Source organism: Streptomyces luteireticuli (assembly GCF_041519305.1).
In the GTDB taxonomy this organism is placed as follows: domain Bacteria; phylum Actinomycetota; class Actinomycetes; order Streptomycetales; family Streptomycetaceae; genus Streptomyces; species Streptomyces luteireticuli.
Genome location: NZ_CP167927.1, coordinates 4,145,576 through 4,166,905, shown reverse-complemented (window position 1 = coordinate 4,166,905; position 21,330 = coordinate 4,145,576). Strand labels below are relative to the sequence as shown.

Here is a 21,330-nt window from a genome sequence, read left to right as displayed (position 1 = left end):
GCATACGAGCCCCCTATGTGCGTACGAGCCGCCTGCCGCCTGCCGCCTACGTACACACGAGCCGCGCCAACGCCCAGTCCGCCAGCGCCACATCGCCGTACGGCGACATCCCCTCCACCTCCAGCCGCAGCGTCCGCCGCCCGTCCAGCGGGACGTGCACCGGCACCGCCGCGTCACCGCTCCGCAGCACCTCCGACTCCCACAGCCGCTCCCCGTCCGCCGAGACCGAGAACCGCACCGCGCCGCCCCCGAGCGACAGGTCGTCCACCCCGGCCAGTGCGTCGTAGGCCGTACAGGGGCCGTTCAGGTCGATGGCGACCGAGGAGGTCGTCCCCACGCTCACCCCGTGCAGATACGTATGGCCGCCGACGCGCAGCCCGTCCCGCTGCCACATCGGGCTGCCCTCGTCGATCCGCACCTCCGGCTCCCGGTCCGCGCGGTCCCCGCTGTCCCTGCCGATACCGGCGATACCGCTGATCCCACCGCTCCCTCGGTCCCCGAGCGCGTCGAAATCCAGCTCGTTGAGATGGTGGACGGCCGCGGGCGGGGGCGGGACGGGCTTGGGCGGCTTCGGAGGCGGTGGCGACGGGACCGGCCGGGGCGGGGGAGCGGGCCGGGGGGTGTGCGACGGGGACGGGGCGGGGCTCGGCGTGGCCGGGGGCGTCGGCGCAGGCGTCGATGAGGCGGAGGGGACGACGGCCCGCGCGGCCACCCGCCGCGGCTCGGGCGGGGGCGGCGGCGAGGACGGCGCCGCGGTCGGGCCGGCGGTGGGCGTGGGGCCCGGCCTGTGCGACGGCGCGGCAGACGCCACCGGACGCCTGGCCTCCGGTCTCCGCGGCGGCCCGGCGGAGCCGCCGGACAGCGCGTACGCGAGGACGGCGCCCGCCGTCAGCACCGCACCCGCCCCGAGCGCCACCTTCGCCGGCGCCCCCAGCCCCTCACCCGCCGCCGCACCGCTGCCTGATCCCGTGCCCGACGCGGCGGCACCGCCCGCGGCCGCTCCCGCACCGGCCCCGGCGGCGCCCGCCGCCAGGCCCGCGACCGCCTTCGCCGACGCGCCCGCGGTGAACCAGCCGACGACCGCCACCGGAAGGACCGCGCGCAGCCGCGCGTTGACGTCCGCGAGCTCCAGCGCGGCCGTACGGCAGCGGGCACACTCGGCGAGGTGCTTGCGCAGCCCGCGCTCGGCCCGCATCCGCAGCCCGCCGCGCGCATAGGCGCCGAGCCGGTCCGCGTACTGGGCGCAGCTGCCCGCCGAGGTCAGCGAGGCGCTGACGTGGGCCTGCAGATACGCCTGCCGCAGCCCCTCGCGGGCCCGGTGCGCCAGCACCGCCGTGGCGTTGGCGCTCAGCCCGAGCAGCGGGGCGACCTGGCTCGGCGCCTCCTCCTCGACGGTGGTGTGCCAGAGCACCATCTGCCACCGCTCGGGCAGGCTGCGGAACGCCTGCACGGCCAGGGACGCCTCGGCCTGCCGCATGGCATGGGCCTCCCCGTCGGGGGCGTCGCCGTCCTCGCCCGCCGGGCCGGCCGCCGACACGGCGAACACCGCGAAGTCCTCGACGAGTTGCTCCCGCCGGGCCGTCTTCGCCCAGGCGGCGGCGACGCGGCGCACGGTGGTGAGCAGATAGGCGCGCACCGCCGTGTCCGGCCCGGAACCCCGCCGTACCGCCTGCAGCGTGCTGGCGAAGACCTCGTTGGTGAGGTCCTCGGCGGTGTGGACGTCACGGCAGCAGCTCCGGGCGTACCCGCGCACCGCGTCGGCGTGCCGACGGTAGAGCAGGGCGTACGAATCCGCGCCGGGGTCCTCGCCGTCGCGCAGCCGAGCGACCAACTCGGCGTCGGACGGCGGGGATTCCCGTTCGTCCGGCTCGTCGCCGGGCCCGTCGGCGCGGTCGGCCCCGCTCCGGGCCCCTGCGCCGTCCGCGTCGGGCGACTCCGCCTCCGGCCCTTCGGGGGCGTCCCCGGGCGTCCGCGAGACGGCGTCGCCGAAGGCGCCGCCCCACTCGCTCCCGCGCTGCTGGGGCAGGCTCGGCCCGCCGCCGTGGCGGCCCCGGCCGCGGCTGCGCGGGCCGCCCTGACCGGGTACGCCGGGCGGCGCGCGGTGTGATGCCGCAGCGCTCGACTCCTCGCTCCCGTACGGCTCTTCCCGCCCGTCAACTCCCATACCGGAGGCTCCCGTGCACGCCGGACACCGAACAGCGGCCAGCGTCGCACAGGCACCTGCGCCTGTGGAGACGCACCAACGGCAACCACTCGTCCGGGGAGCCTTCGCACACCGGAGCGTCAGGGGCCGTAGGCCGTCGGCCGGTTATCCGCCGTCGTTCACGGTCGGTTGACGGTCACCCGAACGGGAACAACCTTCCGAACGCCAGCCCTCCTTTCGGGTGCACCCGGGCTGCCGGTCGTACGGGTCCTCCGCCGGGCCGGCCGGACCCTACGCGGCCGGCCGCGAGCGCAGCCCCTCCAGCAGGATGTCCAGCAGCCGCGAGGAAGCGGCCGCCTGCTGCGCCGCGTCCGGCAGCGACGGCGCCGCCGTGGCGATCACCAGCAGCACATCGGCGACCGTCACATCCGGCCGCAGCTCACCGGCCGACCGGGCCCGGTCGACCAGCCGCCCGACGACCTCCAGCAGAGCCGCGGCGCCCGAGCCGTCCCGCTCCTCGGCGGGGACGGGCGCCGGCCGGTGCTCGACGAGCCGCAGCTCGTGCAGCTGGCCCCCGGACCCGCCCGGCTGCCGCTGCTGCGGCACCCGCGCCTGCGGCGGCACGGCCGACTCCACGGCCTCCACCTCGACCCCGACGCGCAGCACCTGCGGGGGCAGCAGCCGCCCCGCGCCCGAGGCCACCGAGGTGCGCAGGAACCGCGACAGCGCGGACCACGGCTCGTCCTCCTGGCCGAGAGCAGTGCGCGCCTGCTCGGTCAGCCGTGCGGTCTCCTCCTCGGCTATCCGCCTGACCAGTACGTCCTTGCTCGGGAACCGTCGGTAGACCGTCCCGACGCCCACGCGGGCCCGGCGCGCCACGTCCTCCATCGGCGCCCCGTACCCCAGCTCGCCGAAGACCTCGCGAGCCGCCCTCAGCACGTGCTCCAGGTTGCGCTGGGCGTCCACGCGCAGCGGCGTGCTACGACCGCCGTTGCCGTCCGACGGCGCGACAGCGGTCGACCAATGAGTGCCCTGAATTGGCATGTTTTCCCCCGGTTATGACGTCTCCCCCCGGAGACTCCCCGCCCTGACTGCCGGGACACGGCGCTTTCGGCGCCCCGACGAAGTACGAACATAGTTGAGCCCACGTCAAGAAAGAAGGGGGTAGTTCCGCACAGCCCACCCCCAATTGGAGTACGCGCCCGGTGCCGGTTGATTCCGCACCACTTCACCACCCCGGCGCGTCCTTGCTGACCTGCGGACCTTCTGGTGACAGGGGCAACAGGACGGACGGCAGGCCAGCTCCGCTGCCAGTCATATGTTCGGTCCGGCCCTGTGGACAAAGCCCGGTACCCGATGCGTCATGGGAGGGAGCGGGGGAGAGCTGTGAACCCGAGGATGCGAAGGGACAGCCTTGGCCAAAGAATCGGCGGAGAGGCGAGCGGCGCGCATTCTGGTCGTGGGCGGCGGATACGTCGGCATGAACACCGCACTGCACCTGCAGCGCCGGCTCAGAAAGGGCGAGGCCGAGATCCTGGTCGTCAGCCCCGACCCGTACATGACCTACCAGCCTTTCCTTCCCGAGGCCGCGGCCGGCTCCATCTCGCCGCGCCACGTCGTCGTCCCGCTCCGCCGCACCCTCAAGCGGTGCGAGGTCGTCGTCGGCGAGGCGACCTCCATCGACCACGCCGGACGCACCGCGCACGTGCGCACCCTCGCCACCGAGGAGGAGGGCGCCGGCGACATCGTCCTGCACTACGACGAACTCGTCGTCGCCCCCGGCTCCGTCTCCCGCACCCTGCCCGTCCCCGGGCTCGCCGAGCACGGCATCGGCTTCAAGACCGTCGAAGAGGCCATCGGCCTGCGCAACCACGTCCTCGAACAGCTCGACATCGCCTCCTCCACCCGCGACCCCGAGGTCCGCGACGCAGCCCTCACCTTCGTCTTCGTCGGCGGCGGCTACGCGGGCGTGGAGGCCCTGGCCGAACTGGAGGACATGGCCCGCTACGCGGCCCGGTACTACCACAACATCTCCCCCGACGACCTGCGGTTCCTGCTCGTCGAGGCCACCGACCGGATCCTCCCCGAGGTCGGCCCCGAGATGGGCCGCTACGCCCTGCGGGTACTGCGCGGCCGCAACATCGACGTACGCCTCGGCACCCGCCTCGACTCCTGCGAGGACCGCGTCGCGGTGCTCAGCGACGGCTCACGCCACCCCGCCCGCACCCTGGTGTGGACCGCCGGCGTCCGGCCGCACCCCGTCCTCGCCGCCACCGACCTCCCGCTCGACGACCGCGGCCGCGTCCGCTGCCATCCCGACCTGCGCGTGGAGGGCACCGACCACGCCTGGGCCGCCGGCGACGCCGCGGCCGTCCCCGACCTGACGGCCCACGACGAGGGCGTGTACTGCGCGCCCAACGCCCAGCACGCCGTCCGCCAGTCGAAGGTCCTCGCCGGCAACGTCCTGTGCTCCCTGCGCGGCCACTCCCTGCGCGACTACCGGCACGCCTACGTCGGCTCGGTCGCCTCGCTAGGCCTCCACAAGGGGGTCGCACACGTCTACGGACAGAAGTTCAAGGGCTACCCCGCCTGGTTCCTGCACCGCGCCTACCACCTCAGCCGCGTCCCCACCTTCAACCGCAAGGCACGCGTCCTCGCCGAATGGACCCTCGCGGGGCTGTTCAAGCGTGAGATCGTCTCGCTGGGCTCGCTGGAGAACCCCCGGGCGGAATTCGAACTCGCCGCGGGCACCGGCCGCCACCCGGAGGCCAGTTGACGCACGCGCCACGCCGATGCCGGAGCGGGGAACTCCCGGCGACGGCTCCGACGTCTCACGGATGTCAGTCCGGTCGGCCACACTGGACGTGTGACCATGGGTGGGCTCGCACTTCCGAAGAGTAACGATCGCAAGGATTTGGACGTTTGCTGCATTCCCTCGGGGGCCGGCCCCCGCACCACCACCAGCGCCCCCGTGCCGGGCGCGCGGCTTCGCCACCCCACGTCGCCGAGCTGATCCGGACCGACTCCGCGAGGTAATCCTCAGTGAACTTCACCCGCTGGAGCGCCCGGCTCCCCGGCACACAGCGCCGAGCCGCGGCCCGCGCCGACCGCAAGACCACCACCGCACCGGCCGTCGCCGGCTCCGTCCCCGCGGCCCGCGCCGGATCCCGCCCGCACACCGCGCCCGTCCCCACCCTCGACGGGCTCTCCGTCCACGACGTCCTCGGCCAGGTCCCGGCCCTCGTCGCCGTCGTCTACGGGCCCGACCACCGCATCGCCTACGTCAACGACGCCTACGCCGCCCTCTTCGGCCCCCGCACCCCCGGCGGACCCGCCCGCGAGGCCCTCCCCGAGCTGGAGGAGCTGGGCCTGCTCGCCCTCATGGACCAGGTCCTGCGCAGCGGCCGGCCCCGCACCGTCAAGTCCCGCCGCGTCACCACGGCCGACACCCCCGGCACACCCGACCCGGACGCCCGTACCCGGCACGGCTACTACACCTTCACCTGCTCCCCCATCCAGGTGGGCGCCGCACCGGCCGGAGACGGCGGACCGGAGGAACGGGGCGACACCCGACCCGGCGTCCTCGTCTTCGCCGCGGACGTCACCGACCAGGTGGAGGCCGCCGAGCGGCTGCGCACCAGCGAACGCCGCCAGCGCGAGGCCGCCGTGACCCTCCAGCGCAGCCTCCTCCCCCAGGAACTGGAGCAGCCCGACGACCTGCGGGTCGCCGCCACCTACCAGCCCGGCGGCCAGGACACCGCCGTCGGCGGCGACTGGTACGACGTGATCACCCTCGGCGCCGGCCGCACGGCCCTGGTCATCGGCGACGTCATGGGCCGTGGGGTGCGCGCCGCCGCCGTCATGGGCCAGCTCCGCACGGCGGTCCGGGCCTACGCCCGCCTCGACCTGCCGCCCCACGAAGTGCTCCAGCTCCTCGACGGACTGGCCGCGGAGATCGACGCCACCCAGATCGCCACCTGCGTCTACGCCGTCCACGACCCCAACGAGGGCCGGCTCGTCTACGCGTCCGCGGGCCATCTGCCGATCCTCGTCCGCGACCCGGAAGGCACGGTCCACCGTGCCGCCGAGCCCACCGGCCCCCCGCTCGGCACCGGCGGCTGGCTGCACACCTCGGGAAGCGTCCCGCTCGGCCCCGGCTCCAGCGCCGTCCTCTACACGGACGGTCTCGTCGAGCGGCGCCACGAGGACATCGACGAGGGCGTCGCCTCCCTCGAGCGCGCCTTCGCCGGCGCCACCGGATCCCCCCAGGTCATGTGCGACCGCCTCATCCGCACCCTCGGCATCACGGAGGAACACGACGACGACGTCGCCGTCCTCGTCCTCCAGCACCCCGCCCGCACCGGCCACGACGCGGAGCTCTTCCACAACGCCGCGCTCGAACTGCTCGGCGGCGTCGAGGCCGCGCCCCGCGCCCGCGCCTTCGCCTCCGGCGTCCTGGCCAGCTGGCGCTTCCCCGCCGACCTCCGCGACCTGGGCGTCCTGGCCGCGAGCGAACTCGTGGCCAACTCGCTCCAGCACGGCACGCCCCCGATGCGCCTGCGCCTGCGCCGCACCGACCGGCGCCTGATCATCGAGGTCACCGACGGGGACGACCACCTACCGCGGCGCCGCCGCGCGGAGCCGGGGGACGAGGCAGGCCGCGGCATCTCCATCGTCGCGACCATCGCCTCCTCCTGGGGCTCGCGGCGCACGCCCGGCGGCGGCAAGGCGGTCTGGTGCGAATTCGCCCTCCCGGAGAAGCCCGCCCCCGTCTGAGGCGGTCCGCCCCGGGGAAAGGCCGCCGTCAGACGCCCACCGGCATCCGCCGGCCGGCATCGTCCGCGGTCACGGCCGCCTCCGCACCGGCGGCGACGGCACCCGCCCGCCGCTCCTCGGCGGCGCGCAGCGGATTGTCCTGGGCAGGAGTGAGCCTGCGGCCCAGTCGCAGCGCCAGCACCGAGATCCCCAGCGAGCACAGGACCAGCAGCACGATGTACGGCGCGTACAGCCCGGCGCCCGCCATCATCCCGCCCGCGGCCGGACCGGCCGCCAGCGCCAGCTGCTTCACCAGGGCGAAGGCCGAGTTGTACTGACCGACCAGCCGGGCCGGCGCCAGATCGGCCACCAGCGGGGCCATCGTCGGCGACAGCATCGACTCGCCGATGCCGAAGAGCGAGAACGTCGAGATCAGCAGCGTGGCCGCGACGGCGTGGGACCCCGATATGAGCCCCGAGACCCCGGCGGCGATCCACGCCACGGTCCATATCAGCCCGACCAGCGCGACGACCCGGCTGCGCCGACGCCGCTCGACCAGCCGCAGCACGACGAACTGGGTCAGCACGATCGCCGCCGTGTTCGCCGCGAGGGCGATGCCCAGCGTCGACGGCGAGATCTCGGTGACCTCCACCGCATAGGCCGCCAGACCGGACTCGAACTGGCCGTAGCAGGCGAAGAACATCACGAAGCCCAGCACCAGCAGCTGCACCATCGCCCGGTCCGAGAGCAGCGTCCGCCACCCGCTCTTCGCGGAACCGTCGGCCGGTATCGCGTCCTCGACCCTGGGCGCCTTCGGCAGCCGGACGGTCGCGACCGTGGCGCCCAGCACCAGGAACATCGCGGACTCGATCGCGAACAGCCGCACAAAGCTCGACGGGTCGGACGTGTCCACGATCTGGCCGCCCAGCAGACCACCGACTCCGAGGCCGAGGTTGTTGAGGAAGAACTGCATGGCGAACGAGCGCGACCGTGTGGTGGTCGTCGAGCACCAGACGATCATCGTGGCCAGCGCCGGCTGGATGACCGCTATACCGGCACCCAGCGCCGCCGCGGCAGCGATCACCAGCGACTGGGTGTCGGCCAGGCCGAGGCCCATCGACCCGATGGCGGCGGAGACCGTACCCGCGACGGCAATGGGCAGCGGACCCCGGCGGTCGATCGTGCGGCCGACGAACGGCAGCACAAGCAGTGCGGCGACGGCGAACGTCGCGAGCACGACGCCTGCCGTGGTCGCACCGAGATTCCGTACCTGTGACACATAGATGAACAGGTACGGGACCGTAAAGCCGTTGCCGAACGCGCTCAGTGCGTTGCCCAGCTGGATCCGGCGCAGTGCTGCGCCCATCGCGGTGGTCACACTCACCCCCTAGGCCGAGAAGTGGCCTGGACCGGCCCGCAGGCGACAGTCCAGGCCTGAAGACTTCAGACGTAAACTTCGAAGCTAAAGAGTACACATCAAAGGGCTTTAACGGCAAGGGGTCATGTCATACTGCCGGGCATGGCTGACACCCCCGGCCCCGCCGAGCCGAGCCTCGAAGAGCAGATCGCCGCCTACCAGCGCGAGTTCCAGGACCTGGACCCGCAGGTCGAGAAGGTGGTCTCGGCCCTCAGCAGGCTCAATCGGCGCATGAACGTCGCGTACGGACGGCAGACCGCCGAGCTCGGCATCAGCAATGCCGAGTGGGAGGTCCTCAAGGCCCTCGTCCTCGCCGGCCGCCCCTACCGCCTGGGCCCCGGCGATCTGGCCAAGCGGCTCGGCCTGACCCCCGCCGCCATGACGCACCGCATCGACCGCATGGTCGCGGAGGGCCTCGTGACCCGGGAGCGCGACGGCAGCAACCGGGTCCGGGTGATCGTCGGCCTCACGGACGACGGCCGGGAGAAGTGGCTGGACGCGATGCGGCTCGCCTCGGTCTTCGAGGAGGAGCTCCTCCAGGACCTCTCCGGCGACGACCGCGGCAGGCTCGGCGAGCTCCTGACCCGGCTGCTCCGGCGCGTGGAGACGGCCCAGCCGGACGCGAGCGGCAGGCTCCGGGACCTCGACTGACGCGCCTGGGCCGTGGGTTGACACGGGGGCACCGGATCCGTAATGTACTCCGAGCTGCCACGGAGCCGAACCGGTTTTCCGCGGTGGCGTTTCACGCCAGCTCGGCGGGATCCACTACTGCACGGCCCCTGAACGGGATGAATTTCGGCATGCCGGAATTCGGTTCCGGACTCCGATTAGGAGTCGCCGGGGAAATCCGCTAAAGTAGTGATCACGCCGGGACGCGAAAGCGGAAGGCGGGAAACAAACCCTCTCCAACGGGGACCGGAAATGGATTCTGAGCCGGAAACGGAACGGAAAACGGATCTGGTAAGGTTGGAAACACCGAAGGGAAGCGCCCGGAGGAAAGCCGAGAGAGAGTCTCGGTGAGTACGAAGGAAGCGTCCGTTCCTTGAGAACTCAACAGCGTGCCAAAAGTCAACGCCAGACTATAAAACAACCCCGTCCCGGCTGGTTTTGCCGGTTGGGATGAGGTTCCTTTGAAAAACACAGCGAGGACGCTGTGAACGGCCGGGCTTATTCCGCCTGGCTGTTCCGCTCTCGTGATGTGTGCACCGGATTACCGGTAAACATTCACGGAGAGTTTGATCCTGGCTCAGGACGAACGCTGGCGGCGTGCTTAACACATGCAAGTCGAACGATGAAGCCGCTTCGGTGGTGGATTAGTGGCGAACGGGTGAGTAACACGTGGGCAATCTGCCCTGCACTCTGGGACAAGCCCTGGAAACGGGGTCTAATACCGGATACGACCGCTGACCGCATGGTTGGTGGTGGAAAGCTCCGGCGGTGCAGGATGAGCCCGCGGCCTATCAGCTTGTTGGTGGGGTGATGGCCTACCAAGGCGACGACGGGTAGCCGGCCTGAGAGGGCGACCGGCCACACTGGGACTGAGACACGGCCCAGACTCCTACGGGAGGCAGCAGTGGGGAATATTGCACAATGGGCGAAAGCCTGATGCAGCGACGCCGCGTGAGGGATGACGGCCTTCGGGTTGTAAACCTCTTTCAGCAGGGAAGAAGCGAAAGTGACGGTACCTGCAGAAGAAGCGCCGGCTAACTACGTGCCAGCAGCCGCGGTAATACGTAGGGCGCAAGCGTTGTCCGGAATTATTGGGCGTAAAGAGCTCGTAGGCGGCTTGTCGCGTCGGATGTGAAAGCCCGGGGCTTAACCCCGGGTCTGCATTCGATACGGGCAGGCTAGAGTTCGGTAGGGGAGATCGGAATTCCTGGTGTAGCGGTGAAATGCGCAGATATCAGGAGGAACACCGGTGGCGAAGGCGGATCTCTGGGCCGATACTGACGCTGAGGAGCGAAAGCGTGGGGAGCGAACAGGATTAGATACCCTGGTAGTCCACGCCGTAAACGTTGGGCACTAGGTGTGGGCGACATTCCACGTCGTCCGTGCCGCAGCTAACGCATTAAGTGCCCCGCCTGGGGAGTACGGCCGCAAGGCTAAAACTCAAAGGAATTGACGGGGGCCCGCACAAGCAGCGGAGCATGTGGCTTAATTCGACGCAACGCGAAGAACCTTACCAAGGCTTGACATACACCGGAAACGGCCAGAGATGGTCGCCCCCTTGTGGTCGGTGTACAGGTGGTGCATGGCTGTCGTCAGCTCGTGTCGTGAGATGTTGGGTTAAGTCCCGCAACGAGCGCAACCCTTGTTCTGTGTTGCCAGCATGCCTTTCGGGGTGATGGGGACTCACAGGAGACTGCCGGGGTCAACTCGGAGGAAGGTGGGGACGACGTCAAGTCATCATGCCCCTTATGTCTTGGGCTGCACACGTGCTACAATGGCCGGTACAATGAGCTGCGATGCCGTGAGGTGGAGCGAATCTCAAAAAGCCGGTCTCAGTTCGGATTGGGGTCTGCAACTCGACCCCATGAAGTTGGAGTTGCTAGTAATCGCAGATCAGCATTGCTGCGGTGAATACGTTCCCGGGCCTTGTACACACCGCCCGTCACGTCACGAAAGTCGGTAACACCCGAAGCCGGTGGCCCAACCCTTGTGGAGGGAGCCGTCGAAGGTGGGACTGGCGATTGGGACGAAGTCGTAACAAGGTAGCCGTACCGGAAGGTGCGGCTGGATCACCTCCTTTCTAAGGAGCACATAGCCGACTGCAGACAAACGTTCTGCACGGTTGCTCATGGGTGGAACGTTGACTATTCGGCACTTTCCGGAAGGGATCATTAGTACTGCTTCGGCGTGGAACGTGAGTCCTGGGTGGAGGGTGTCGGGCACGCTGTTGGGTGTCTGAGGGTACGGCCGAGAGGCTGTTCCTTCTGCCGGCCCCGGTGTAGGTCTGCTTCGGCAGGTTGTGACGGGTGGCTGGTCGTTGTTTGAGAACTGCACAGTGGACGCGAGCATCTGTGGCCAAGTTTTTAAGGGCGCACGGTGGATGCCTTGGCACCAGGAACCGATGAAGGACGTGGGAGGCCGCGATAGGCCCCGGGGAGCTGTCAACCGAGCTGTGATCCGGGGGTGTCCGAATGGGGAAACCCGGCAGTCGTCATGGGCTGTCACCCGCTGCTGAACACATAGGCAGTGTGGAGGGAACGCGGGGAAGTGAAACATCTCAGTACCCGCAGGAAGAGAAAACAACCGTGATTCCGGGAGTAGTGGCGAGCGAAACTGGATGAGGCCAAACCTACGGCGTGTGATACCCGGCAGGGGTTGCGTCGTGGGGGTTGTGGGATCTCTCTTCAACAGTCTGCCGGCTGTTGGACGAGTCAGAAACCGTTGATGTAGGCGAAGGACATGCGAAAGGTCCGGCGTAGAGGGTAAGACCCCCGTAGCTGAAACATTAGCGGCTCGTTTGAGAGACACCCAAGTAGCACGGGGCCCGAGAAATCCCGTGTGAATCTGGCGGGACCACCCGTTAAGCCTAAATATTCCCTGGTGACCGATAGCGGATAGTACCGTGAGGGAATGGTGAAAAGTACCGCGGGAGCGGAGTGAAATAGTACCTGAAACCGTGTGCCTACAAGCCGTGGGAGCGTCGCATCGAGTGCTTGCACTCGGTGTCGTGACTGCGTGCCTTTTGAAGAATGAGCCTGCGAGTTTGCGGTGTGTTGCGAGGTTAACCCGTGTGGGGAAGCCGTAGCGAAAGCGAGTCCGAATAGGGCGACCCAGTAGCGCGCCCAAGACCCGAAGCGGAGTGATCTAGCCATGGGCAGGTTGAAGCGGAGGTAAGACTTCGTGGAGGACCGAACCCACCAGGGTTGAAAACCTGGGGGATGACCTGTGGTTAGGGGTGAAAGGCCAATCAAACTCCGTGATAGCTGGTTCTCCCCGAAATGCATTTAGGTGCAGCGTCGTGTGTTTCTTGCCGGAGGTAGAGCACTGGATAGGCGATGGGCCCTACCGGGTTACTGACCTTAGCCAAACTCCGAATGCCGGTAAGTGAGAGCGCGGCAGTGAGACTGTGGGGGATAAGCTCCATGGTCGAGAGGGAAACAGCCCAGAGCATCGACTAAGGCCCCTAAGCGTACGCTAAGTGGGAAAGGATGTGGAGTCGCAGAGACAACCAGGAGGTTGGCTTAGAAGCAGCCACCCTTGAAAGAGTGCGTAATAGCTCACTGGTCAAGTGATTCCGCGCCGACAATGTAGCGGGGCTCAAGCGTACCGCCGAAGTCGTGTCATTCATACAACAGCCCTAACGGGTGTGTGGATGGGTAGGGGAGCGTCGTGTGCCGGGTGAAGCAGCCGCGGAAGCGAGTTGTGGACGGTTCACGAGTGAGAATGCAGGCATGAGTAGCGATACACACGTGGGAAACGTGTGCGCCGATTGACTAAGGGTTCCTGGGTCAAGCTGATCTGCCCAGGGTAAGTCGGGACCTAAGGCGAGGCCGACAGGCGTAGTCGATGGACAACCGGTTGATATTCCGGTACCCGCTTTGAAACGCCCAATATCGAATCAGGCGATGCTAAGTCCGTGAAGCCGTCCTGGATCCTTCGGGTGAAGGGAAGTGGTGGAGCCGACGGACCAGACTTGTAGTAGGTAAGCGATGGGGTGACGCAGGAAGGTAGTCCAGCCCGGGCGGTGGTTGTCCCGGGGTAAGGGTGTAGGCCGTGTGGTAGGCAAATCCGTCACACGTTAAGGCTGAGACCTGATGCCGAGCCGATTGTGGTGAAGTGGATGATCCTATGCTGTCGAGAAAAGCCTCTAGCGAGTTTCATGGCGGCCCGTACCCTAAACCGACTCAGGTGGTCAGGTAGAGAATACCGAGGCGTTCGGGTGAACTATGGTTAAGGAACTCGGCAAAATGCCCCCGTAACTTCGGGAGAAGGGGGGCCATGTCCGGTGATGAGTCTTGCACTCTGAGCTGGGTGTGGCCGCAGAGACCAGCGAGAAGCGACTGTTTACTAAAAACACAGGTCCGTGCGAAGCCGTAAGGCGATGTATACGGACTGACGCCTGCCCGGTGCTGGAACGTTAAGGGGACCGGTTAGCTCCATTTCGGTGGGGCGAAGCTGAGAACTTAAGCGCCAGTAAACGGCGGTGGTAACTATAACCATCCTAAGGTAGCGAAATTCCTTGTCGGGTAAGTTCCGACCTGCACGAATGGCGTAACGACTTCTCGACTGTCTCAACCATAGGCCCGGTGAAATTGCACTACGAGTAAAGATGCTCGTTTCGCGCAGCAGGACGGAAAGACCCCGGGACCTTTACTATAGCTTGATATTGGTGTTCGGTTCGGCTTGTGTAGGATAGGTGGGAGACTGTGAAGCATGCACGCCAGTGTGTGTGGAGTCGTCGTTGAAATACCACTCTGGTCGTGCTGGATGTCTAACCTGGGTCCGTGATCCGGATCAGGGACAGTGTCTGGTGGGTAGTTTAACTGGGGCGGTTGCCTCCTAAAGGGTAACGGAGGCGCCCAAAGGTTCCCTCAGCCTGGTTGGCAATCAGGTGTTGAGTGTAAGTGCACAAGGGAGCTTGACTGTGAGACCGACGGGTCGAGCAGGGACGAAAGTCGGGACTAGTGATCCGGCGGTGGCTTGTGGAAGCGCCGTCGCTCAACGGATAAAAGGTACCCCGGGGATAACAGGCTGATCTTCCCCAAGAGTCCATATCGACGGGATGGTTTGGCACCTCGATGTCGGCTCGTCGCATCCTGGGGCTGGAGTCGGTCCCAAGGGTTGGGCTGTTCGCCCATTAAAGCGGTACGCGAGCTGGGTTTAGAACGTCGTGAGACAGTTCGGTCCCTATCCGCTGTGCGCGTAGGAGTCTTGAGAAGGGCTGTCCCTAGTACGAGAGGACCGGGACGGACGAACCTCTGGTGTGCCAGTTGTTCTGCCAAGGGCATGGCTGGTTGGCTACGTTCGGGAGGGATAACCGCTGAAAGCATCTAAGCGGGAAGCCTGCTTCGAGATGAGGACTCCCACCCACTTGATGGGGTAAGGCTCCCAGTAGACGACTGGGTTGATAGGCCAGATATGGAAGCCGGGTAACCGGTGGAGTTGACTGGTACTAATAGGCCGAGGGCTTGTCCTCAGTTGCTCGCGTCCACTGTGTTGGTTCTGAAACCACGAACAACCATTGCCGGTTGTGTGTTTCGTAGTGTTTCGGTGGTCATAGCGTTAGGGAAACGCCCGGTTACATTCCGAACCCGGAAGCTAAGCCTTTCAGCGCCGATGGTACTGCATGGGGGACCGTGTGGGAGAGTAGGACGCCGCCGAACTAAATTTGATAAAGCCTCGGGTCCGAGTCGGAGAAATCTGATTCGGACCCGAGGCTTTTCTGCGTTCATCGCCGTTACGGCAACAACTCCACGGCCTCGGCCAGCAGTTCGTACTGCTTCCGCCAGCCCGGGTCGTATGTGCTGAAAACGATCCGGTCCGCGCCGGCCTCGGCGAATTCCACGATCCGCTCCGCAGCCTGCTCCGGGCTCCCGTCGAAGACCATGGCCTCGGCCCTCTCCTTCGAAATGCCGAAGGCGTTGGCCGCGGTCCGGGTCAGATCGGGACCGCCCGGCCGCTCGACGCCACCGAGGCCGAACGGCTGGGCCACGGTGACGCCCGGCATCGGACGACCGACGTCCTCCGCCCGCTCGCGCAGCCGGGTGATTCTCTCCGTCAGCCAGGCCGGAGAGGCGAGCGCCGGGAACCAGTGGTCGCCGTACCGGACGGCTCGCTCAAGGGCCGCCTCGTTCTCGCCGCCGATGAGCAGGGGCGGTGCTTCGGCCGGCACGGTCAGCCTCAAGTCCGGCTGTGCGGGGTCGAGTTGGCCCAGTTCGCCGCTCAGAGCGCCGGGCAGCCGGGAGAGCGCCTCGTCCAGGCGGGCATCGCGTTCCTCGAAGGGGATGCCCGTCGCCCGCCAGGCCGCCGGGTCCTTCAGGCCTCCGCGCCAGCGGGCCCACGGGCTGTCCCCGGCGTCGACGCCGACGAGGAGCCGGCCGTCGGCCATGTACTGGAGCGTGGCCAGCCGCTGGGCCAGTCCGGGCAGTGGATGGAGCGCGGGCACCAGGGCCGCGGTGCCGATCCGCAGCCGCGTCGTGGCGGCGGCCGCGCCGCCCAGCACCAGCAGCGGGTCGAGCATCGGGCAGCGGCCGGTCAACAGGTCGCTGGTCCACAGGGATTCGAAGCCGAGCTTCTCGGCGAGGCGGGCCGCCTCCGCGGTCTCACCGGGGGCGGCGGCCGGGTCGAGGGTGAGCGCCGGGGCGAAGACGCCGATGGTGATGGGGGTCGTCCGTGTCATGGTCCAGAACGTAGTCTTCCCAGGTCAGACGGCGAATCCGTAGGACTACGGGGGTAGGGCTGCGGGGATGGCCCGGCTGATCTGCGGGGTACGGGGAACGTCGATCGAGGCAGGGGCCGTCGCATGGTGCTGTACGGACGGGAGGCCGAACACGCCGCTGTCGCCGCGCTGTTGGCGCGCGCGTGGGAGGGGCGGGGCGGTGCCCTGCTGGTGCGCGGTGTGGCGGGCATCGGCAAGTCGGAACTGCTGGCCGAGGCGGCTCGAAGGGCCAGGACGGCGGGGAGCGAGGTGCGGGTCCTGTGGGCCACGGGCACCGAGGCCGAGTCCGTCCTGCCCTTCGCCGGACTGCACCTGCTGCTGCGTCCCGTGCTGACGGAGGACCGGCTCGCGGCCCTGCCCGGTCCCCAGGCCGGCGCCCTGCGCGGGGCGTTCGGTCTGGCCGAGGCCTCGCCGGAGGACCGTTTCCGCATCGGGCTGGCAGTACTCACCCTGCTCTCCGACCTGGCCGCCGAGCAGCCGCTGCTCTGCCTGGTCGACGACTTCCAGTGGCTGGATCCCTCCTCGGCCGAGGCCCTGCTCTTCACCGCGCGCCGGCTCGGCGACGAGCCCGTGGCCGTCCTCCTCGCGGCCCGGGACGACCTGCCCGACGACGCACGGCCGTCGCCCGCGCCGGGCGTGCCCGAGCTGCGGCTCGGCCCGCTCGCCCCCGAGGCCGCGGCCGAACTCCTCGCCGACCGGGCACCGGACCTCGCGGACGGGGTGCTGACCACGGTCGTCGAGAAGTCGGCCGGACATCCCCTCTCGCTCGTGGAGACGGTACGGTCGCTCACCCCCGGCCAGCGGGCGGGCGCCACCCCGATCCCCGGCGAACTGCCCGTCCCCGCCCGCCTGATGGAGGCCTACCGGGCCCGCATCGAGGGGCTGGGGACGGCTCGTACCGCGCTGCTCGTCGCCGCCGCCGAGAGCGGAGGCGAGCTGCGTACCGTCCTCGCGGCCGCCCGCGCGCTCGGCGCCGGGCCCGAGGACCTGCGCGCGGCCGAACGCGCCGGGCTCGTCACGCTCACCGACGCCGCGGTCGCCTTCCGGCACCCCCTCATCCGTGCCGCCGCCTACCAGGGCGCCGACCCCGTCGAGCGGATGGCCGCGCACCGCGCGCTCGCCGGGGCCGACGGGGCCGTCCGGGACCCCGACCGTACGGCCTGGCACCTGGCCGCGGCCGCCGCCGGACCGGACGAGGAGGTGGCGGCCCGGCTCGACCGCGCCGGTGAATCGGCCTGGGAGCGGGGCGCGTTCGCCGCCTCGGCCGCCGCCCACCGCCGGGCCTCGGAGCTCAGCCCACTGCCGTTCGACCGTGCGCGGCGCCTGCTGTCGGCCGCCCAGGTGTCCGTCGTGACAGGACGGATCGCGGAGGCCGACGGGCTGGCCCGGCGGGCGACGGAGCTGACGGAGGACCGGACGCTGCGTGCCGGGCTGGGGATGGTGCGGGGCGCCGTCGAGGACGTGGGCGGGCATCCGCGCACCGCGGCGTACCTTCTGCTCGACCACGCCGAGCAGCTGCTCGGCGGCGGCGAGGACGTCGGCGGTGATCCCGGCCCCCTCGTACCGATGCTGGTGCTCGCCGCGCGCAGCGCGTGGGCGGCGGGGGACGGGACGCTGGTCGGCCGGGTCGCCGAGGCGGCGGCCCGGGTGCGGTCGGAGCAGTCGGCGATGGCGGCGTTGTCGGCACTTGCGGGGCTGGTGTCCGGTGTCGGGACGGGAGAGGCGGACTTCAACGGCCCGGTGACGGCGCTGCGTTGCTTCGTCGACGAGATCCGTGGACACAATCCCGGTTCGCATCTTCTGCGCCTCCTGGCCGTCGACTGCGCCGTCCTGCTCGGCGACGACGATGCGGTGCTCGGGCTGGCCACCGCCGAGGCGGCCCGCTGTCTGGCGCGCAGCACCGTTCTGTCGCTGCCGGAGGTGCTGCGGCCGCTCGCCGATGTGCAGCTGGCGACCGGGCGTGTGCGGGAGGCGGCCGCGACGGCGGCGGAGGCCGAGGACGCGGCCGGTTCGACGGCGGACGCGGCCGGGCCGGCCGGCCCCCTGCCGGCCCGTCGGCTGCTGGCCGTCGCGGACCGGGTCGCCGCCCGTGTCGCGGCGCTCGCCGGCGACGAGGAGAAGTGCCGCGCGGCGCTCGGGCGTTCGGCCGGTGAGGCCTCCGCGGCCGTCCTCGGTCTCCTCGACCTCGGACTGGGCCGGCCCGAGCGCGCCCTGGGCCGGTTCGAGGACGCTCTTCGCGGTGGCCCGGTCGCGGCCGTCGTCCTGTTGCCGGCCACCGGTGACCTGGTGGAGGCCGCCGTACGGGCCGGTCTCCCGGAGCGGGCGGCCGGGCAGCTGGCCGTCTTCAGCGCCTGGGCCGAGGCGGGCGGGCAGCCGTGGGCCGCCGCCGTCGCCCTGCGCTGCGCGGCGCTGACCGGGCCCGAAGAGGCGGCGGAGGAACGTTACTCGGCGGCGCTCGACCGGCACCGGGGCGCGGGCCGGCCGTTCGAGGAGGCCCGTACGGAGCTGCTGTACGGCGAGTGGCTGCGGCGGGCCCGGCGGCGGGCCGAAGCCCGGCCGCGGCTGCGGAACGCGCTGGAGGCGTTCGAGCGCCTGGGCGCCGTGCCCTGGGCCGAACGCGCCCGCGGGGAGCTGCGGGCGGTGGGCGGGACGGCGTCGGCCGCGCCCGCGGCGCGTCCCGATCCGCTGGCCGCCCTGACGCCACAGGAGCGCCAGGTGGTCCGCCTCGCCGCGGCCGGGACCAGCAATCGCGACATCGCCGCCCGGCTCTTCCTCAGCCCGCGGACCGTGGAGTACCACCTGTACAAGGCGTATCCGAAGCTCGGCGTCGGCTCCCGGCGCGAACTCGCCGCCCTGGACGGCGGATTCGAGGGGCCGGCGCCCCTACCGTAGCGCTACGGATTCGCTCCGGCTCCCCGCTCCCTACCGTCGTGATCAGTGCACACGGCGACAGGGCCGTGGCGATGCGGAGGAGACGGACGATGAGCCGAGCAGCGCTGTTCCACGAGCCCGGGGGCCCCGAGGTGCTGCGGGTGGAGGAGGTCGAGGAGCCGCAGGCCGGCCCGGGGCAGGTGCGGGTCCGGGTGCGGGCGGCGGGTGTCCAGCCGTACGACTGCGCGGTGCGCGCCGGCTGGACGCCGCCGGGCGTCTCCGGGCCGTTGCCGCGCATCCCCGGCAACGAGTTCGCCGGGGTGATCGACCAGGTCGGCCCGGGCGTCACCGCCTGGGCGCCCGGGGACGAGGTGCTGGGCTTCGGGCAGCTCGGGGCGTACGCGGAGCTGATCGTTTCGCCGGCCGACCAGGTGACCCGCAAGCCCGCCACGATGCCCTGGGAGGTCGCGGGCGGATTCACCGCCGGGACGCAGACCGCGCACATCGCCCTGGAGACGATCGCCCCGCGCGAGGGCGAGGTCCTGCTGGTACACGGCGCGGCCGGGTCGGTGGGCGGTGCGGCGGTCCAACTGGCGCGTGCCGGGGGCGCGATGGTCATCGGTACGGCGCGCGAGGCCAACCATGCATACCTGCGTTCCCTCGGCGCGCTCCCCGTCGCCTATGGCGAGGGGCTCGTCGAACGGATCCGGGAGCTGGCGCCGCAGGGGGTCGACTGCGTCCTCGACGGCGCGGGCGGGGAGGCGTTCGACCTGTCGCTGGACCTGGTGGCCGACCGGAGCCGGATGCTGACCCTCGTCGAGCACCAGCGGGCGGCGGCGGCCGGGGTGCGGACCACTCCGCCCGCCCGCTCGGCGGCCCGGCTGGCCGGGCTCGCCGAACGGTACGCGCGCGGTGAACTCGCCTGGCACGTACGGGCCGTCTACCCGCTCGACCGCGCCGCGGACGCGCAGCGCGACGTGGAAAGCGGGCACGGGCGGGGCAAGGTGGTGCTGCTCGTCGGGTGAGCGGCGGGGAAGGGCGGGCGGTCAGACGGCCATCATGCCGCCGCCCTCGAAGAGGACGGTGTGCCGTCCCGCCCAGTCGTCCAGCGCCTGCCGGCAGGCCCGGTCCATGTAGCGCAGCCCGCGGAGGTCGAGCTCGACGACGTCCCGTCCCGACCGGGTCAGCGACTCCAGCTCGTCCAGCAGCTTCGGCAGCCGGAGGAAGGTGGCGTTGCCGATGACGCGCGCCCGGACGAAGCCGTCGCCGGCCCGTACCGTCTCCACCCGCACCTGGGACATCTCCCACGCGACCTTGAAGGTCGCCAGCGCCAGGCCGATGACGACCCCCTCGAAGAGGTTGGTCACCACGATCGCCGTGGTGGTGGCGAGCAGGACGGCGGCCTCACCGCGGTGGTCCTGCCACAGCCGGCCCAACTCCCGTCCCGGGAGCAGCTTCCACCCCGAGTGCACCAGCACTCCCGCCAGCGCGGCGACCGGGATCGCCTCCAGTGCCCAGGGCAGCAGCGTCGCGAAGACCAGCAGCCACAGGCCGTGCAGCACGCGCGACGCCTTCGTCCGCGCGCCCGCCCGGACGTTGGCCGAGCTGCGCACGACGACGGTGGTCATGGGCAGGGCGCCGAGCATGCCGCACACCGTGTTGCCGGCGCCCTGGGCGATGAGCTCCCTGTCGTAGTCGGTGCGGCGGCCGGGGTGCATCCGGTCGACGGCGGCCGCGCCGAACAGCGCCTCGGCGGAGGCGATCAGGGCGAACGCCAGGACCGTGCCCAGGACACCCATCTCGCCGAGCCGGAAGAAATCGCTCCCGTCCGGCGGTTCGACCGCCGCGAGCAGCCCGTTCACCCGGACCCGGTCCACGGGCAGGTCCAGCGCGGTCACCGCGGCCGTCGCCAGCGCGACCGCGGCCAGCGGCGCGGGGAGCGCGCGGGCCCCGCGCCGCCAGCGTGGCCACAGCGCGAGGACGGCCACCGTGCCGCTGCCGACGGCGAGGGCGACCAGAGCCGACGGCGATTCGAGCGTCTCGGTCAGCAGCAGGGCGAGGCCGCCGAGCTTCTCCAGGCCGCCCGAGGGCGCGTTGGCGTCGGCGAGCCGGTAGAGCTGGCCGGAGATCAGGACGACCCCTATGCCCGCGAGCATGCCCTGCACCACCGCCGCGGACACCGCCCGGAACCAGCGGCCCATCCGCAGCAGGCCCATCGCGACCTGGACGACGCCGGTGGCGAGCACCAGGATGCCGAGCGCCCCCACGCCGTACTCGCGGACGGCCTCGTACACGAGCGCGGTGAGCCCGGCGGCGGGCCCGCTGACCTGCAGACTGCTGCCCGGCAGCAGTCCGGTGAGCAGACCGCCGACGATCCCGGTGATCAGCCCCAGCTCCACCGGGACGCCGGACGCGACGGCGATGCCCGTGGAGAGCGGGACGGCTATGAGGAAGACGACGAGCGACGCGGAGAAATCGGCGCGCAGGCCGGCCGGGAGGCCGAGGCGCGAGGCGGAGGTCAGGACGGGGCCGAGGACTTTGCGCTTCATGGGCTTCATGGGCTTCATGGGAGACGCCTCCAGCGCCCCGGACGCGCACGCCGCGCACCGGGGACAAAGTTCCGTCAAGGGACGAGTACGGGCGGGCGGATCGGGCAGCCTGTACGGGTCGTCGGCCTGGGGGTCGGCCCGGGCCTCGGCCGGTGCGGGCTGTCGTGGACACGGACGCTCGGGGGCGGGCGCGATGCGGAAGGCCGAG

The 21,330-nt window shown here is 70.2% G+C and carries 10 protein-coding genes and 3 rRNA genes; 8 read left to right on the top strand and 5 right to left on the bottom strand.

The window, feature by feature from the left end; all coding sequences use genetic code 11:
* Window positions 1–46: 46 nt before the first annotated feature.
* Both AB8735_RS18415 and AB8735_RS18410 read right to left on the bottom strand, forming a co-directional pair.
* Window positions 47–2,164: a sigma-70 family RNA polymerase sigma factor gene (locus tag AB8735_RS18415; RefSeq protein ID WP_372408477.1), complete on the bottom strand. Its 2,118-nt coding sequence runs from the start codon at window positions 2,162–2,164 to the stop codon at window positions 47–49.
* Between the two features lie 270 nt (window positions 2,165–2,434).
* Window positions 2,435–3,187, bottom strand: a complete 753-nt coding sequence (locus tag AB8735_RS18410; RefSeq protein WP_372408476.1) for a TetR/AcrR family transcriptional regulator — start codon at window positions 3,185–3,187, stop codon at window positions 2,435–2,437.
* A gap of 415 nt (window positions 3,188–3,602) precedes the next feature.
* On the opposite strand from AB8735_RS18410, the gene AB8735_RS18405 reads away from it, so the two are divergent.
* Together AB8735_RS18405 and AB8735_RS18400 are read left to right on the top strand one after the other, a co-directional pair.
* On the top strand, window positions 3,603–4,919 hold the full coding sequence (locus tag AB8735_RS18405; protein ID WP_344032339.1) for an NAD(P)/FAD-dependent oxidoreductase: 1,317 nt from the start codon (window positions 3,603–3,605) through the stop codon (window positions 4,917–4,919).
* Window positions 4,920–5,185: 266 nt separating this feature from the next.
* Window positions 5,186–6,919 carry an ATP-binding SpoIIE family protein phosphatase gene (locus AB8735_RS18400; protein ID WP_344032312.1) on the top strand — a complete coding sequence of 578 codons (1,734 nt, stop codon included), beginning with the start codon at window positions 5,186–5,188 and terminating at the stop codon, window positions 6,917–6,919.
* A gap of 28 nt (window positions 6,920–6,947) precedes the next feature.
* Here the strand turns inward: AB8735_RS18400 and AB8735_RS18395 are convergent, their stop codons facing one another.
* Entirely contained in the window at window positions 6,948–8,276 is a 1,329-nt protein-coding gene (locus AB8735_RS18395; RefSeq protein WP_372408475.1) for an MFS transporter, read from the bottom strand.
* 141 nt (window positions 8,277–8,417) lie between these two features.
* Between AB8735_RS18395 and AB8735_RS18390 the strand changes: the two genes are divergently transcribed.
* The 4 genes from AB8735_RS18390 to rrf all read left to right on the top strand — a co-directional run bounded on the left by AB8735_RS18390 (window position 8,418) and on the right by rrf (window position 14,647).
* On the top strand, window positions 8,418–8,966 hold the full coding sequence (locus tag AB8735_RS18390; protein WP_344032308.1) for a MarR family transcriptional regulator: 549 nt from the start codon (window positions 8,418–8,420) through the stop codon (window positions 8,964–8,966).
* Between the two features lie 572 nt (window positions 8,967–9,538).
* Window positions 9,539–11,064, top strand: a 16S ribosomal RNA gene (locus tag AB8735_RS18385).
* Between the two features lie 273 nt (window positions 11,065–11,337).
* A 23S ribosomal RNA gene (locus AB8735_RS18380) occupies window positions 11,338–14,460 on the top strand.
* Window positions 14,461–14,530: 70 nt separating this feature from the next.
* Window positions 14,531–14,647 (top strand): 5S ribosomal RNA (gene rrf, locus AB8735_RS18375).
* Together the 16S, 23S and 5S rRNA genes form the textbook arrangement of a ribosomal RNA operon.
* A gap of 74 nt (window positions 14,648–14,721) precedes the next feature.
* On the opposite strand, the gene AB8735_RS18370 is transcribed toward rrf, so the two are convergent.
* The gene (locus tag AB8735_RS18370) at window positions 14,722–15,663 is read right to left on the bottom strand and encodes an LLM class flavin-dependent oxidoreductase (RefSeq protein WP_372408474.1); all 942 of its coding nucleotides are present in this window, start codon (window positions 15,661–15,663) and stop codon (window positions 14,722–14,724) included.
* A gap of 123 nt (window positions 15,664–15,786) precedes the next feature.
* On the opposite strand from AB8735_RS18370, the gene AB8735_RS18365 reads away from it, so the two are divergent.
* On the top strand, window positions 15,787–18,594 hold the full coding sequence (locus AB8735_RS18365) for an AAA family ATPase (RefSeq protein WP_372408473.1): 2,808 nt from the start codon (window positions 15,787–15,789) through the stop codon (window positions 18,592–18,594).
* A gap of 89 nt (window positions 18,595–18,683) precedes the next feature.
* Window positions 18,684–19,598, top strand: coding sequence for an NADP-dependent oxidoreductase (locus AB8735_RS18360; RefSeq protein WP_372408471.1), 915 nt, complete (start codon window positions 18,684–18,686; stop codon window positions 19,596–19,598).
* A 21-nt stretch (window positions 19,599–19,619) separates the two neighbouring features.
* Here AB8735_RS18360 and AB8735_RS18355 read toward each other — a convergent pair whose 3' ends face one another.
* Window positions 19,620–21,122, bottom strand: coding sequence for a SulP family inorganic anion transporter (locus AB8735_RS18355; RefSeq protein WP_344025040.1), 1,503 nt, complete (start codon window positions 21,120–21,122; stop codon window positions 19,620–19,622).
* Window positions 21,123–21,330 lie beyond the last annotated feature (208 nt).